This is a genomic window from Paenibacillus sp. FSL H3-0310 (assembly GCF_038002785.1).
In the GTDB taxonomy this organism is placed as follows: Bacteria; Bacillota; Bacilli; order Paenibacillales; family Paenibacillaceae; genus Paenibacillus_AQ; species Paenibacillus_AQ odorifer.
On sequence record NZ_JBBODC010000001.1, the window covers coordinates 506357 to 523214 of the forward strand.

The following is a 16858-nucleotide window of genomic DNA, read 5'->3' on the forward strand; positions in this document are numbered from 1 at the left end:
GAATTTTAGCTGCACGGAAGGGGAGAGAAGATGAGCACCTATGGAGCAGTGTTGTTAGAGACACAACATGGTTTAGCGGTAGATCTGAGGCTGATCATGCCTGAGGATGTTTTAGCTTTGCGGCAGCTGCTCTCCCATCCAGATGTGCAGCGCCATATTCTAGTACGCTCCGGCCCTGGATCAGTATCTGCCCAGGTAGAGAAGCTGGTAAACCGGATGTTATTTGCCTTCGATCCTTGTGCGCTGCATGCCGGGATCTATTTAAAGGGGCAGCAGCGGTTGATCGGTATAGTGGCTTTGCAGAATTGGAACCGCCGTGAGGGCACAGCTACCTTAGGATATATGCTGGACCCGGCATGGTGGGGATGCGGGCTGGCGACGGAGGCCGTGGGTTTGTTTTTGAACTATAGTGTTCATACCCTTGGGATAACAAGGATCGAAGGACGCTGCACAGGAGATAATATTAGATCGGAACGTGTGATGCTCAAGAACGGTATGAAGCTGGAGCGGGTGATGCCCAAAGTCGGCTCCTTGGACGATGTAATGAAAGTATTCACATTGTTACACAAATGAAATAATGCCGTTATCAAACTCTAACAGTGTGCGGTTAAACTAAGTACATGACCCCCTTTTAAAAATATACTGCTTTGGGACCCGATGATTCGGGTCCATTTTTTTTGTTTGAAAAGAGTAGCGTAAGTGATTGGCAGTACCGAATCCGATCGTTTATGATTAACATACTATGGAGTGGAATGACCAAGGAGGCGTAACATTTTGAATGAAGTGGTACAAACATTAAAAAATCATCGTTCTTTCCGGCAATATTCAGACCAGCCTGTGGAGCCAGAGAAGCTACAATCAATGATTGAATCGGCTCAAGCCGCACCGTCATGGGTTCATGGACAGCAGGTATCGATAATCGCCATCAAAGATCCTGCGCGTAAGCAGCAGCTTTCAGTTTTGTGCGGAAATCAGAAGCATGTAGCGGCAGCACCGGTTTTTTTGGTGTTTTGCATGGATTTTTATAGAGCTAAAGTAGCTAGTGAGCTGGAAGGCAAGTCTTTTGAAGCCGTAAAAGATGTGGATGCGCTTTTGGTTGGAGCTACAGATGTGGGAATCTCATTGTCTAACGCGATTGCAGCGGCGGAATCCATGGGACTGGGCATCATTCCTATTGGGGGTGTGCGCCGCAACACAGCGGGTGTGATTGAACTGCTGAAGCTGCCGGAGTACGTATTCCCTGTCGTCGGTCTCTGCGTGGGATACCCAGCGGAGGAGGTTTCTCAGAAGCCGCGGCTGCCGCTGGAAGCTATATTTCATGAGGAGCAATACAATCCGGATGTACAAGGCCTCCTGGAGGCATATAATCAAACCCACCGTGAATACTTGCAGCAGCAGGGGATGACGGAGAGAGACTGGACCAGTACGATTGCTCATTTTTATGAGATCAACCCGGAATATGGAGATGCGAAACGTACGCTGAAACAACAAGGTTTTAGCTGTGATAATCTGTAAATAAACAAAATAATGCACCAAGCTGAGATTGGTTTAACGGAGGGTGAACCCTGCCCCTAAACCAATAACGCTTGGTGCATTATTTAATTTCTCGCTTTAACGCTTACCGTCCTTATAGGGACGTTGAAGGCGTTTAGGCTTGATTACAGAGAAACTTTGACTTTTTGGCGCTGCTTGTAATAAACCCAGTGTGTAAAGCCTATTGCTTTGAGCTGTGCAGCTACCGCATCACGATCCTCAGCGACCCGGGACGGCTTATGTGCATCCGAACCGAAACTAACCTCTACGCCAAAATGTAGTGCCCGCTCCAGAATATCTTCAGAGGGATACCAGCCGCCGACCAGCTTAGTTCCGCCTGAGGTATTGATTTCGATGGCCACGTCACATTCACTAATTACACGCAGACAATCGTCAATCGGCTGAGGTGCAGGAATTTCGGAAAAAGCAGGATAATTCCCCTTCATCGCATCAATATGCCCGAGTATTTGGAACATACCACTGCGTGCGGAATCAGCAATCAACCGGTAATATTCAGACTTCACGCGGATCTTCTCATTTTTGCTAAGGTTTTTCCAGCGCCCTTTGTTAAAAATGCTGACTCCACCAACACTATGTACCGATCCAATCACATAATCAAAAGGGTAGGCGGATAATGTCTTGCTGTATATCTCAGCATGTTCGGGGAAGTAATCTGATTCGATGCCTAACAGGACGTCGATAACGCCTTCGTACTCTTTTTTGAGGGAGAGAACATCATCTACATAATTAGCAAATTCGGATTTAGCCATTGCGATTTTGGGAAAAGCCTGATCGGATGGATCTCCGAAATAGGGAGTATGATCGGAAATACCTATAACGCCCAATCCAGCGGCAATCCCAGCTTCGATATAATCTCTAATCGTTCCGTCAGCATGGCCACAGCGGAAATGATGGGTGTGTAAATCAAATTTCATCAAGAACATCTCCTTTAAACAAGGTTATGCAATCAGCCCAGAAGTAATCGGTTCCACTTTGTGGGTGGGATTTATTCAGACCCGATAAATTGGGTTTCTGGCATGCCTTTAAGATCGCTTAGGAACTGCCTCATAGCAGAGTTTACGTATTTTCCTGATTTCGTGATCACACCAACAGGATGCGTGACCTCCAGCTCAATAATTGGCACAATTTTGAGAGTGCCGGCTCGAACCTCAGCGGTAACTGACTGCTTGGAAATAATGGCGGCGCCCAAATCGAGCTCGACCATCCGTTTCACTTCCTCGCTGCTGGTCAGCTCCATAATGACCTGAGGTTGAATGCCATGTTTGTTCAGAACCTCATCCGCAAATTTACGGCCCACTGTGTCTGGTGAGAGCAGAATCAGCGGGGTTTTGCTTAAGGCTTCTATCCCAGCGGTCTTCACTTGAGCGAGAGGGTGTCTGGGAGAGACCACCAGTTCGAAGGTATCATAATACAAAATGGAAGTAGACATGCCCGGGCTACGTCCAATTAAATAACCGATGCCGACATCAACAATGCCGTTTTCGACATGCTGATAAATTTGTGATGAGGACATAGAGGAAATTGATGTTTTGATATGGGGGAACTGGTCTTTAAAATAAGATAGAATACGCGGTAAAATTTGAATAGCGATTGAGGTAGTTGTGCCTAAAACTATATGACCTTGGGGATTTTCATCAAGATCTGCAAGCCGTTCCTTAAGTTCCTCGACAATCCTCACTATTTGTTCCGCATGCTCCAGAAAGACAGTCCCTCTATCCGTTAATGTAACAGGCTGGTTTCGGTCAACCAGCTGAGTCTTGAACTCTTCTTCAAGGCTCTTAATCTGTGCTGAAACCGCTGGTTGGGTCAGATTAAGCAGTTCTCCGGCCTTGCGAAAGCTCATCGTTTTGGAAATTGTTATTAGTGTCTCCAGCTGGCTGATGTTCATGGAATACCTCCTTTGGACCATCGAATTGGATGTGTAATTGCGTTAATATCTTACGTTCCACGTTGGCATTTGTTTAAATTATAGGAGATAATACCCGGCAGAGCAATGTTGCTGCGTAAACTATCTTGGGTTTGAATTCGACATATGCATTAATTTTTGCTGAATTGTGCCGATATATAAAGTATAATATATCCATATTGCTTGGGACTTTTGGTATATGACCAAAGCACGATAAAGGGGGAGACTAGACATTCATGAAAGCAGAAGTAATTAATCCGTTTCTAGAGTCTGCACGGACTGTTATAGAACAAGTAATTCAGGTCTCGCCTTCTACGGGGAGTTTAGGCATTAAAGAAATTGAACTGATCGATAATCATATATGGATTCAAGTAGGGATGACAGGCCAACTGAGCGGAAATATTATATTTGGTATCGCGGAGCAGGTAGCCTTGCGAATGGTATCGATTATGATGGGTGGCTTTGTGATCACCGAGATGGATGAGATGGGTCAAAGTGCAATTTCAGAGCTGAGCAATATGATCAGTGGGAATGCCAGTACCATTCTATATAATCAAGGTGTTTCGGTGGATATAAGTCCTCCTCAGATTATGAAGATGGAAAGCATGTCTTTTATGCCTCGTAAAGCGCTTAGTATTCCGTTGTTGATGGATGGGGTTGGAGAGATGGATATTCAGGTGATGATCTCTTAGGCAAGAGTTAGGAGCTGAAATACTATTCATGGTACTCAAAGATAAGGTTGTTGTGATTACAGGAGCGTCCAGCGGCATTGGTGCATTAACGGCACAGATGCTTAGTAAAAAGGGGGCAATCCCTGTCCTGGTAGCACGTTCCGAAGCGAAGCTGAAAGAAACAGCGGCCGGTATCCCGGGCGTTTTTGGACTGTACACCTGTGACGTAACAGATGCTGAGGGTGTTCAGAAGACCTTCGCACAAATTTTGGAGGCATATGGCAGAATTGATATTTTGCTAAATAACGCAGGGTACGGCAAATTTGCTGCTTTTACAGAGATGGAGCCTCATGAATTTGACGATATGATGGATGTTAACTACATGGGGATTGTCCGGTGCACGAAGGCTGTTGTTCCACATATGCTGGAGCGGGGAAGCGGGCAGATTGTAAATGTGGCTTCCATGGCAGGGAAGATAGGCACAGCCAAATCCGTAGCCTACACAGCTACCAAACATGCTGTACTCGGATTCACAAATGCGCTCCGTCAGGAGTTGCGGAAGAGTGGAATTATCGTCTCTGCTGTGAACCCGGGGCCGATTGCCACCGATTTTTTCAAAACGGCTGACCCGTCTGGCAATTATGAGAAGAGTGTAGCCCGGATGATGATGACCCCAGAGCATGTATCTTCTAAGATCGTTAAGGTTATGGAGACCGGCAAAGAAGAGCTCGATCTTCCGGGTCTGGCAGGGTTTGGCATACGGCTTTACGGGCTGTTTCCTCGCCTGGCGGACAAGCTTACTTATAATGCGATGAACAGAAAATAGACCCTGTTGTCAGCTTTATTGGCCTTCCATTTGGTGGAGAGGCCTTTTTGGCATATAATGAAGATATTATCTCAAGCGAAAAGGATGAATTACACTTATGAATAAAGCTTCTTTTGCGGCTATCGGCATTCAGGAAGACCTCATTGCCCGGTTGTCGGAATTCGGCATTAACGCTCCATCCCCGGTACAAGAGCAGACAATACCGCTTCTACTAGAGGGAAGAGATGTTATTGCAGCTTCCCAGACTGGAACGGGTAAGACGCTGGCCTATCTATTGCCGCTGCTTCAAACGATTAATCCGGAGCAGAAGGTGGTCCAAAAGCTGGTGCTCGCCCCTACACAGGAGCTGGCGATGCAAATCTTACGCGAGGCGGAACGTTATGGTGAACAGCGCGGAATCCGAGTTATGGGTCTTATTGGCGGGGCCGCAATCAAACGCCAGATTGACAAGCTGCGTGAGCATCCACAGCTAGTTGTGGGAACACCTGGGCGGATCCGTGAGCTGATTGGACTTCGTAAATTGAAGATGCATGAAGTCAGTACTATTGTTCTGGATGAGGCGGACCAAATGTTCCAGCTTAGCGGAGCCGGCGAAGTCACAAAGATTGTCAGCAGTGCGCTGCGTTCACGCCAGCTTGTTATGCTGTCGGCAACGATCGGACCAGAGACGAAAGCGCTGGCTAATCGTGAAATGAAGAATCCGGCAGAGGTTGGGATTGCTCCAGGTGTAATGACTGCTGAAAGTTTGGAGCATCATTATGTTGTTGCTGAAGAGCGTAACAAAATGGACATGCTGCGCCGGGTGATTCGCCATTACAATCCCGATAAAGCGATTGTGTTCGTGAATGCTACAGATGATATTGCCGAGGTTGAGGCTAAGCTGAATCATCTTGGGCTTACTGCGGCAGCACTTTACGGAGATGCCGATAAGGTAACGCGCAGCAATGTATTAAAAGGTTTCCGGGAAGGCAAATTTCGTGTGCTTGTTGCCAGTGACGTAGCTGCCAGAGGACTGGATATTGAGAATCTTTCTTTGGTAGTTAGCTACGATCCGGCTTTTGATTCTGAACATTATGTACACCGTGCAGGCCGTACCGGACGGATGGGACGCCGCGGCTTATCTGTAACAATTGTTACAGAGCAACAGACCTTTATCATGCGGAAATTCGCCCGCGAATTGGATATTGCGCTTGAGGAGCGGGAGATGGTCGGTGGTAAGGTGCTTGCAGCAGATGAAGCACGCAGCGCTTTGCACAATGGACGGGGACGGAGTAATGAAGGCAGTGGGCAACGCCGTGATGGATCCGCTCCACGCAGCGGCAAGCCGCCTGTTAGCACATCTGGAGCCTCCAATGTTCAGTCGCCATCCGTTGGAGCAGGTACACCGCCTGCCAAAAGAATGGCTACGATTAACACAAGTGAAACAACAAGCGGAGAACTACAACGCGATTCACAGCGCAGCGCGAATCCTTCTGCGGGAGCACGCGGAGATGCGACTCCTGCACGGAGCAAACGCACCAGCAATGCGGAACGTGAGAAGAACCGTAAAAATAAAGGAGCTCCAAAGTGGTTGAAAGACAAAACTCCGAGAGGTGACGGTCAATGAATAATGCTCCCGTATTGCAAATTACGGGTCTCAGTGGTGGGTACAGCCTGAATAAGCCAGTGCTGCATGATATTGCACTTCAGGTGCAGCCTGGTGAAATGGTTGGATTGATTGGTTTAAACGGAGCAGGAAAAAGTACGACGATGAAGCATATTCTAGGATTGATGTCGCCCCATAAGGGCGATATCACCGTACAGGGCAAGACGCGTGCTGAAGATCCCGTTGGATACAATAATGCGTTGTCTTTTGTACCGGAATCGCCGCTACTGTATGACGAAATGACGGTTCGTGAGCATGTTGAATTTACTGCCAGAGCTTATGGGGTAGATCAAAAGGATTATGAATCCCGCACCTCGCATCTTGCCAAGCTGTTCCATATGGAGGATAAGATGGACACCCTGTCGACCCATCTATCCAAAGGGATGAAACAGAAGGTTATGATCATGTGCGCTTTCGTTGCACGACCTGCGTTATATGTCATCGATGAGCCTTTTTTAGGATTGGATCCGCTAGGGATCCGTTCCTTGCTTGATTTCATGATGGATCTGAAGAACTCTGGATCGTCGATTCTGTTAAGCTCTCATATTCTTTCCACAATAGAGAATTATTGCGACCGTTTTATTGTATTGCATAAAGGTAAGGTGATTGCACAGGGCACGCTGGCGGAAATAGCGGCAACTGCCGGGCATCAGGGGCTGACTTTGGAGCAGCTGTTCTACGAGCTGGTTCAGGGAGGGAAATAATATGGATTTGAAAGAGCTGCGGCGCACGCGGCGCGGTAGATTCATGGGAAGTATGCTTCCTTATGTGGGATATATCATTCAAAGCGGCGTAGCCATGGTCTTCCTGTTCGTGTTGATTGTCTTCTCTGCTTGGTATACATCGCTGCTACAAAATGTACCTGAAGGCATTCCCATTCGCTGGATTATGTTAGCATTACTGTTGCCTGCGACAGTGCATAGCGGCTTCCGAACCTATTTGCAGACCCCGGATACGATCTTTCTGCTGCCTCAGGGTCACCGCATGAAGGAATATTTTGCAACATCCTGGGTCAGTGGAAACGTGTGGAAGATCATTCGCTTGTTATTTGTACTGATCACCCTTTGGCCGTTGTACATACGTACAGATGATTCTCCCAAGCGACTTTTATTTACAGTGTTGATCCTGATTGCTGTGAAGCTGATCGCGAGTTATGGATTATGGAAAGAGATAGCTATGCTGTCACGTCCGATGGCAGGTGTGTATGCTTTCTTGCGCTGGGCAGTTGGAGGTTTGATTATTGCCGCTTGGTTGTGGCAGCCTGCCGGTCCGAGCCTGATATTTATGGTGTTATTGGCAGCAGCCTATCTTGCTGCACTGTCTGTGCCCGGACGTCACGCTGTGCCATGGGAAAGACTGATCGCCATGGAAAACAATCAAGGTGCACGTGCGCTGATGGTTCTGGGCTGGTTCGTGGATGTACCGGGCCGTGAGCAACGGGTGTATTCCCGCCGTTATCTTTCCAAATGGGGCGCTAAGCTGCCTTGGCGCAAGGATACTGCTTATCGGTATCTGCTAACGAAAAGCTTTGCCCGGGGCGATATCTTTGGAATCATTATGCGGATATCGGTGCTGGCTCTGCTGCTGAATTGGTGGAACCGTGATAGTTACTTTGGCACCGGAATTTATTTGTTCTTCCTGTTCATCATTGGTGTTCAATTGTCGGCACTCCGCAAATTGCATAGCGAGTCTTTTTGGCTGACAGTGTATCCTTTTCCTGAAGGCAGTAAGGCGGACAACACGACACAATTTGTATTCCGTGCGCATCTGGTTGTGGCATTGATTCTTGGATTACCTTTCTTAGCTTCCATAGGTGACCGTCTGATGCCAGTGATCTTTACCTTAGCGGCAGGTGTTGTGGTAGTCTTTCTGTTTAAAGGATACTTGTCCCGCAAAGCAGCACGATTGGATGACGACGATCTGTAAGGCAATTTCATATTCACAATAAAAAGGCTGTCTCACAGTAGAGAAATTCTACGAATGAGAGAGCCTTTTTTTTGCTGGAAGCATAATTTGAGCCGGGCAAGTCCTTAAATTTGCAAAAACGGAACAGAGTATTTAAAAAATGCTGTATGTCTTTTACCAGATAGCTCCAGCATAATAAGCCTGTATCTTACATCATGTATACGCTTCCAATCATGGGCGTAGTCATCCGTACCAACAAAACAGTATTGGGGGAGGATTCAGGCGTGAAAAGAAGATTATCAATATTCATAGTGGCGCTTTTACTATCATCCTTATTCTTGAATGTGCTTGAGGCGGGTATACCACGGGCCGCAGCGGATGCCGCAGGAGTTCCAGTGTACTATGATCCCACAAAAAGTGTGGAGGAGCGCACTGCGGATCTATTATCCCGAATGACGCTGGAAGAGAAGATTGGGCAGATGGTTCAAGCAGAAAGAGCTGCCGTCACTCCTGAGGAGGTACAGAAATATGCTCTTGGCTCTGTACTCAGCGGGGGAGGCTCATTCCCTAACGGAAAAGAAAGTGACAGCACTCGCGATAACTGGAGAAGTTTGATTGATAGCTATCAGGATGGTGCATTGTCTACCAGATTAGGCATTCCGCTGCTCTATGGGGTGGATGCGGTGCATGGACATAACAATGTCAAAGGCGCGACGCTTTTTCCGCATAATATTGGCCTAGGGGCTGCTAATGATCCGGCATTGACTGAGCTTATTGGTGCAGCTGCTGCTAAGGAAGTAGCCGCAACAGGAGCGAACTGGACATTTGCCCCAACGATAGCCTCCCCTCATAATGCAAGATGGGGTAGAACCTATGAAGGTTTTAGTGATAATCAGGATATTTCAGCAGAAGTAGGTGCGGCTTATGTGTTTGGTCTGCAAGGACGGACTGCTGCTGCATTGGCAGGGACAGATACAATCACGGCAACTGCAAAACATTATCTAGGTGAAGGTTATACGGATAATGGTGTAAATCAAGGCAACATCACTAAATATACCGAGCAAGAGATCATGGATAAGGATTTGAAAATTTATAAAGCAGCTGTAGACGCAGGGGTGCAGACGGTTATGGCCTCCTATCACAGCATCCAAGGTCTTAAAATGCATGCCCATAAACATTTGCTGACCGATGTTTTGAAGGGTGACAAGAAAAATGGCGGACTTGGCTTTACCGGTTTCGTTATCTCAGATTATAACGCTGTGCAGCAAATCACAGTGGATAGCGAAGGAAAAGCAGTTAGCGGGTTGAAGAACCAGCTGAATGTGTCCGTAAACGCCGGAGTCGATATGTTCATGATGCCGACCGTTTGGAAGGATACGATTAAGTACATCACAGAACTTGTAGGCGAAGGTAAAATCACTACGGAGCGCATAGATGATGCGGCAGAACGTATCCTGCATGTCAAAATCGCTTCAGGATTGTTCGAGCATCCCAAAAGCGATCCGGAGCTGTTGAGTGCTTTTGGCTCAGCAGAAAGCCGCAAATTAGCCCGCCAAGCTGTGGCGGAGTCGCTTGTTCTTTTGAAGAATGATGAGGTAAATGGAAGTCCAATTCTATCACAATTAAGCGGGATGGATAAAATATTCGTAGCGGGTAAAAACGCTAATAATATCGGTAACCAAGCCGGCGGCTGGTCGATCACTTGGCAAGGGAAGTCGGGCAATATAACTGAAGGCACGACGATCCTCGAAGGGATAAAGGAGGCTGTTCCTGCTTCTACAACGGTCACATATAACCTTAATGGGCGCGGGGCTGCGGGTTATGATGCGGCGATCGCTGTTATCGGTGAGACACCTTACGCCGAGACCGATGGCGACCGGACCAGCTTGAATCTGGATGAGCAGGATCTGGCGACACTTGCGAATATACGTGCTGCTGATCCTAATATTCCGCTTATCGTTGTACTGGTGTCTGGACGTCCAATGACGATAGCCAGCCAATTGGAAGATTGGGATGGGCTTGTGGCAGCTTGGCTACCAGGCACAGAGGGTGCTGGAGTAGCTGATGTGTTATTTGGTACTAAGGATTTTGTAGGCAAAAATCCGATTCGTTGGCCATTCACTTTGAACAATTATCCGGCAGACAATAACAGTACAAATGTGTTGTTCAAAACGGGATATGGATTGACCAAAAATGAGAAAACACCAAAGCTTCCAACCGCTCCTGTCGATCCGGAAGCTCCAGAGATTCCTTCTCTGCCGATTCCCGGCAAAATTGAAGCAGAGGGTTTTTTGAACAAAAGCGCAGGACTGCAAACTGAAAATACGCAGGATATAGGTGGCGGTCTCAATGTCGGCTATACCTCGGCTGGCCAGTGGCTCGAATATAACGTGAATGTGGCGCAAGCAGGTACGTATCAAGCCGATTTCCGCTATTCCGTTAATAGTGGCACTACAGGCGTCAACATCAAATCAGCAGAGGGAACTAAGCTAGGAACATTAAGCGTGACCTCAACAGGTGGCTGGCAGAATTGGCAGACGAAAGCTGTAGAAAATGTTGTGTTTAAGAAGGCAGGGTTGCAAAAGATCCGTCTGGAATTTACCGGTGGAGATATCAACCTGAACTGGGTAAGCTTCACTCGAACAGGTGATGTGCCTGTAGATCCATCGAATCCCGGAGATGGCGGGGAAAGCACTAAACATGTTATTAAGTCAGATGTAGTTAGCTCTTGGGTATCGAGTGAGCGAGATCCTTCCGATCGGAAGTGGTATTATGCTGACCGTTATCAAGAGGGTGATTTGAAGCTGGAAGAGCAGGCGAAGCTGGATATTGTGGTTCCCGACGTGAAGGCAGGTACAGAGCTCCATATTGATCCTGACCGGAAATATCAATCTATTCTAGGGATCGGTACCTCCATGGAGGAATCGACGGTCAATAATCTGGCGAAGATGTCTGCGGCGAAGCAGGAGGAATTGCTGCGGAAAATGATTGATCCTGTATCGGGGATCGGAATGAGTATGCTCCGGTTGACGATTGGGACGGCTGACTTTACAGATAAACAATTTTATACCTACGATGATATGCCTCCAGGACAAACCGACATTAATTTGGAGAATTTCTCCATCCAAAAGGACATTGACTACCATATCATCAGCACGGTTAAAAAAATTCAAAACATCAATCCGGATATTAAGTTTTTTGCCTCACCTTGGAGCCCGCCCGGTTGGATGAAGACTACAGACAGTATGATCAAAGGCCAAGTGAAGGATGAATATCTGCCTGTACTGGCCAAATATTATCTTAAATTCGTACAGGAGTACGAGAAGCTGGGAATTACCTTTGAAGGTCTGACCTTGCAGAATGAACCTTTGCTGGAAATTGAATATCCAAGCACCAAAATGCCGTGGGAGCAAGAAGCCCAGCTGGCTAAACTGCTGCGGAAGGAATTAGATGAACATGGTTTCAAAGACGTGAAGCTGTGGACATTTGATCATAATCCTGGTGACACGATGGCCTATCCAGCACAAATCCTAGGCAATCCTGAATTAGGTGCCTACGATGCGGTGGACGGAACTGCTTTTCATGATTATGGCGGTGACCTTGGTCTGATGACCCAACTCCATAATCTCTATCCTGACAAAAATGTATATTTGACCGAACGCGCAGTCTGGGGTACCTCAGGCGCAGACCGCATTGCTCAATATTTCCGTAATTGGGCCCGCAGCTATAACTCCTGGGTAGCGATGCTGGACAGTGATATTGCCTCCCATCAGTGGACCGGAACGCCAGACCCAACCCCGATTGTGCAGGATTCGGGAGACCGTAACCATTACTGGCTGCTGCCAGAATATTATCTGATGGGCCAATATACAAAATTCGTTAAACCGGGGTACGTGCGGATTGATAGTGACTACGGCTCAAGCAGTACTGTAACGAACGTAGCTTTTGCTAGTCCGGATGGAAAAGAGATTGTGACGGTAGTAATCAACCAGACGTCGGATCCACAGCCGTTTAAATTGCTAGTGGACGGTGCGCAAATTAGTGCTGTGCTGCCGGCGAAATCAGTGGGCACTTATAGCTGGGAACGTCTGAATGGTATACAGGCGGTGCCGGGTGTAGTGAATGCTGTTGATTTTGAAGAAGCGCAAGGGGTTTACACTGTGAATGAGCAGGGTTATATTGGCGGGTTCTCGCCAGACGCATCGTCCACCTTCGACTATGTGATTGATGTTAAAGAGAGCGGTGAATATTCACTTCAATTTAAGCATGCCGCTCAATTCAGCGATGGCGCCGGAAAATCGGTGGAGATTAGTGAAGATGGTAAGGTCATTGCTACGCTTCCAATTGTGCAGCAGACGGAGAGTCTGACCGATTTTGCAGATTATCAATCCTTGATCTCTCTGAACAAGGGCATTCACAAGCTCACCTTGAAGACGAACGGGAACGGTTATAATATCCGTTCATTAGCTTTACGCCAAGCGCCTTCCGGATCACATGAGCTTCCTGCTGTGCTTCAAGGGCAAGACTACACGACAGCTTCAGGTGTATTAGTAACGGGTGGTGCAGTGGGTTATACTGACCCCGGCGATTGGGTGAAGTACAAGATTAATGTACCTGCCAGCGGTACCTACCCACTCCTGATCTCCTATGCTACTAATCAGGATGATGCAGAGCTGGAACTGCTGACGGGAGAGGATGGAGTAACGGTAACGGCAGCTACTTATGCTTTGACGAAGACGGGGGGATGGTCCAATTGGCAAATAGCTAATGGAACGGTAACCTTGCCTGCCGGGGAGCAGACGCTGACCATGAAAGTAAATGGAGCAGGATTTCATCTGCAGTCGCTTACGATCGGCCCCGCGCTTCAATCGGAGACTGCTCTGGTAGAAGGAAATGAGGAGGGTGCAGAAGTTATCGTCAAGCTAGTAAATGACAAATATGCACCTGAACTGGACACCGCTTATTGGTCTATTGAAGGTTACGAAGGTACAGTTGTCAATAGCGTATACCGGGTGGATGATTATACAGCGAAGGTCGTATTAGCGGGTACGCGAATTATTGATTTCGACACGGATCGTATTCTTACGGTTACCGCTGATGTGTATCAGACAGAATCAAATCAGTCTTTTGACAGCGTACATGTTCTGAAATTGCCTCTTATAGTTACAGCAATCAACGACGAAGAGAGCATTAGTCTTTCTCCGAGCACGCTTCCTTATCAAGTGAACGGGAATGAATTGGTAGTCAGCCTTTCAGGAGGGACATTTAATCCTGATGCCATTCAGAGCATTTCTGTCTCGGGCCCAGGTAAGGATCAGGGGCATGTAAGTATTGGGGCAGCTGCCTTACTTGACCCTACCCATGTGAAGCTGACGCTGGCCTGGAATGATCATACCCCGTATTATAGTGATTTGCAGCTTACCGTAAATGTGCCAGCAAATGCTTATGCCGATTCAAGTGGTGGCGGCGTGCTGCGTGCGGAGGTTAAGCTCTTAGGAACAACTAGTGCTACAGCACCTATAGAAGTCACAAGCTTGAACGCACTGGATCAATTCTACCAGCTGCAAGGGATCACAGTCAGCGGTCAAGGCAGCGAAGCGAAGCTGACCGGCATTGATGCTGGAGACAGCATCGATTACTGGGTAAATGTGCCGCAGGATGGAAACTATGCTTTTACGCTTACCGCGACTTCCGCGAATGGTGCTCCTAAGGGCATTATTTATAAAACGGAGGATGGGAAGACATTAAGAACCGTTGATGTGCCGAATCTTTACTCGCAAACCGTTGGCGTACGCACCGTTCTTCAATTGAAGGCGGGTGAACAGAAGCTGCGCCTGCAAGCTGGATCAGCAGGATACGAGCTCAGTGGTATTCAAATAGAACCTTATACTGAAGAAATCATGGATGGCGCTGGTTCTTTAAAGGTGGAAGCCGAGAATTATTACGATGCTACACCCAATGGAATTCAGAGTACCATGACTGGCGGTGTGCTGGATTTTAGAAATGTCGGGTTTACCGTTGCAGGGGGTTCCATGGATTATGTCCTTGATATTACTGAAGCCGGACTTTATAAAATCGTATATCGGTATGCTACAGCACAAGGCGGAGTAAGCACTACGATATCTGTAAAGGGTACAAAACTCTCAACAGTGCCTATGCCTACTACAGGTGGATGGTCGAATTACACGCTGGCGAGTGGTGTCGTACAACTTGCGCAAGGAAAACAGGTAGTACGGATGAGCTTCAATAATGACGGTGCCAATCTAGATTGGTTTACGCTGGAACGGACGGAAGAAGGAGAGCAGCCGATTCATTCAAAGACTTCCTTACCTGTTTCTTCTTTGAAACCGGGAGCTTACAGCGGATTACAGACGATCAGCCTTACTACAGCGACATCAGGAGCAGAGATTCATTACACAACCGATGGGTCATTGCCTACAGCAGACAGTCCACTTTATACCGGAACTATTGACGCAGTAGGAGTCACAGTTCTTCGTACGATAGCGGTAAAAGAGGGCATGGAAAACAGTTTTGTAGCTCCATTCACGTATGTGATCAGCGGAGTGGTTGATATGAAAACGGTGTCTGCACCGCAGGCTGATCCTGCCGGGGGAACTTATTCAGGGCAGGTTGCCGTGAAGTTAACTACAGCTACAGCTGGAGCGTCTATTCATTATACGTTGGATGGCACTGTACCTACAGCAGCCAGCGAACTTTATAGTGGAGTGATTTATGTAGGTAAGAGCAAGACGATTAAGGCGATTGCTGTAAAAGAGGGCTGGAAGCCAAGTGATATTTCCAGTTTTGAATATATTGTTTCTGCGGATAAACCTGATCCAACACCTACACCAACAACGCCTGAACCAACCCCAAGTCCAACCATTGAACCGACTACTCGGCCAACGACAGCACCAACTTCCGGAAGCGGGGGTACCACAGGTGGTGGCAACAGCGGAACAACAGGGGGGGATTCAAGCGGAAATGCTGGCAGTGTAACCGGCAGCACCATCCTTACAGCAACACCAGTGCTGAACAGTAATACCGGTGCGGCGAGAGCAAGTGTAGACCTGGAGAGCTTGAAAAAGGCTGCTACAGCAGGCTTAAGTGGAGCAACTTCAGCGGTTACTGTTGATATACCGGCAGTAGCTACAGCTAAGGGTTATGAGCTGCAATTGCCAAACGGTATAATCTTTGCAGATGATAAGACTTCATTGGTTGTTCATACTGAATTTGGTGTGCTGGAGCTGCCAGGTAGTCTGCTGAAACAAGCGGCAAAAGAGGCAGGAACCCCTTGGGTAATTACGATAACCAAGGTGGATTCAGATTCTCGTCCAGAATTTAAACTGAGCGTAACTATCAATGGCAAGGAAGCCGTATGGAACAGTCCTGACATGCGGGTTAAGGTGTCCCTACCGTATATTCCACGATCAGAAGAACGTGGTAAAGAAGGACATATAACGATTCATAGTCTGAATCCGTTGGGGATTCTAACGGTTGTTCCAAGTGGCAGATATATCGCTGCTACAGGGATGGTTTCTTTTACAGGAATTCTCTCTGGTACGTACAGTATCACCTTTACGGAGAAGACATTCCGGGATATCGGCAAATTTGATTGGGCCCGCAATGCGATTGAGGTGCTTGGCTCCAAAGGCATCATCAACGGAATGACAGAGGATCAATTTGTGCCTCAGTCGGAAGTGAAGCGGGGAGATTTTGTGCTCCTGCTTATAAAAGCGCTTGGCTTGGAAGGCGTTAGTGCAGAAAGCTTCACAGATGTGCAGCCTGGCGATTACAGATATGAAGCGTTGGCTATAGCGAAGCAGTTGGGGATCGCCACTGGTCGTCCAGATGGAAGCTTTGATCCTAACGCTTCTGTTACGCGGCAGGAAATGATGACATTGGCTGCAAAAGCGATTGCAGCAGCCGGCAGACAGCTTCCAGCCGGCAACGGAGCTTCAATGACCCGTTTCACGGATAGCCAGCAAGTATCAGCGTTTGCACGTGACAGTGTGGCAGCACTAATACGTGCTGGCCTGATCAAGGGAGACGGCTTGCGGATTCATCCACAAGGTGTTACCACCCGTGCAGAGGCAGCGGTTTTGATCTACAACTTGTACAATCTGTAATACATCAGTTGTAAAGATACTTTTAGCTTTTGGGCTGTCGCATCCGTAGATTTTCTACGTTTGCGACAGCCTTTTTTAGGTGTGGTTGTTGGATCTACATTAAGCCTGCACCTCCGCCGCCGATCATAATTATCCCCTGAGGCTTACGGACCCAGTTGACGCTATTTGCAAATCTACAACCTTTATCGGGGAAGTTCGGACACCAGTGGCGTTATTCCCTATGAA

General features: G+C 47.6%; 10 protein-coding genes. 8 read left to right on the plus strand and 2 right to left on the minus strand.

Annotation, left to right across the window (positions count from 1 at the left end; all coding sequences use genetic code 11):
• Positions 1 to 30: 30 nt before the first annotated feature.
• Entirely contained in the window at positions 31 to 573 is a 543-nt protein-coding gene (locus MHH63_RS02425; RefSeq protein ID WP_076184756.1) for a GNAT family N-acetyltransferase, read from the plus strand.
• Positions 574 to 783: 210 nt separating this feature from the next.
• Positions 784 to 1515 (plus strand): NADPH-dependent oxidoreductase, encoded by a 732-nt coding sequence (locus MHH63_RS02430; RefSeq protein ID WP_339191286.1) that lies wholly within the window; start codon positions 784 to 786, stop codon positions 1513 to 1515.
• A gap of 143 nt (positions 1516 to 1658) precedes the next feature.
• On the opposite strand, the gene MHH63_RS02435 is transcribed toward MHH63_RS02430, so the two are convergent.
• Both MHH63_RS02435 and MHH63_RS02440 read right to left on the minus strand, forming a co-directional pair.
• Positions 1659 to 2468 carry a histidinol-phosphatase gene (locus MHH63_RS02435; protein WP_339188403.1) on the minus strand — a complete coding sequence of 270 codons (810 nt, stop codon included), beginning with the start codon at positions 2466 to 2468 and terminating at the stop codon, positions 1659 to 1661.
• 71 nt (positions 2469 to 2539) lie between these two features.
• Positions 2540 to 3442: a LysR family transcriptional regulator gene (locus tag MHH63_RS02440; protein ID WP_038573173.1), complete on the minus strand. Its 903-nt coding sequence runs from the start codon at positions 3440 to 3442 to the stop codon at positions 2540 to 2542.
• A gap of 254 nt (positions 3443 to 3696) precedes the next feature.
• Between MHH63_RS02440 and MHH63_RS02445 the strand changes: the two genes are divergently transcribed.
• The 6 genes from MHH63_RS02445 to MHH63_RS02470 all read left to right on the plus strand — a co-directional run bounded on the left by MHH63_RS02445 (position 3697) and on the right by MHH63_RS02470 (position 16633).
• Positions 3697 to 4152 (plus strand): chemotaxis protein CheX, encoded by a 456-nt coding sequence (locus MHH63_RS02445; protein ID WP_036679793.1) that lies wholly within the window; start codon positions 3697 to 3699, stop codon positions 4150 to 4152.
• 28 nt (positions 4153 to 4180) lie between these two features.
• Positions 4181 to 4957, plus strand: coding sequence for an SDR family NAD(P)-dependent oxidoreductase (locus MHH63_RS02450; RefSeq protein ID WP_076127922.1), 777 nt, complete (start codon positions 4181 to 4183; stop codon positions 4955 to 4957).
• 97 nt (positions 4958 to 5054) lie between these two features.
• Positions 5055 to 6563, plus strand: a complete 1509-nt coding sequence (locus MHH63_RS02455; protein ID WP_341171177.1) for a DEAD/DEAH box helicase — start codon at positions 5055 to 5057, stop codon at positions 6561 to 6563.
• A complete protein-coding gene (locus tag MHH63_RS02460) occupies positions 6560 to 7306 on the plus strand; it encodes an ABC transporter ATP-binding protein (RefSeq protein WP_036679788.1) in 747 nt (248 codons plus the stop codon). The genes MHH63_RS02455 and MHH63_RS02460 overlap by 4 nt, the downstream gene beginning before the upstream one ends.
• A 1-nt stretch (position 7307) precedes the next feature.
• Positions 7308 to 8528, plus strand: coding sequence for an ABC transporter permease (locus MHH63_RS02465; protein WP_341171178.1), 1221 nt, complete (start codon positions 7308 to 7310; stop codon positions 8526 to 8528).
• 263 nt (positions 8529 to 8791) lie between these two features.
• Positions 8792 to 16633 carry a glycoside hydrolase family 3 N-terminal domain-containing protein gene (locus tag MHH63_RS02470; protein WP_341171179.1) on the plus strand — a complete coding sequence of 2614 codons (7842 nt, stop codon included), beginning with the start codon at positions 8792 to 8794 and terminating at the stop codon, positions 16631 to 16633.
• Positions 16634 to 16858: the final 225 nt, after the last annotated feature.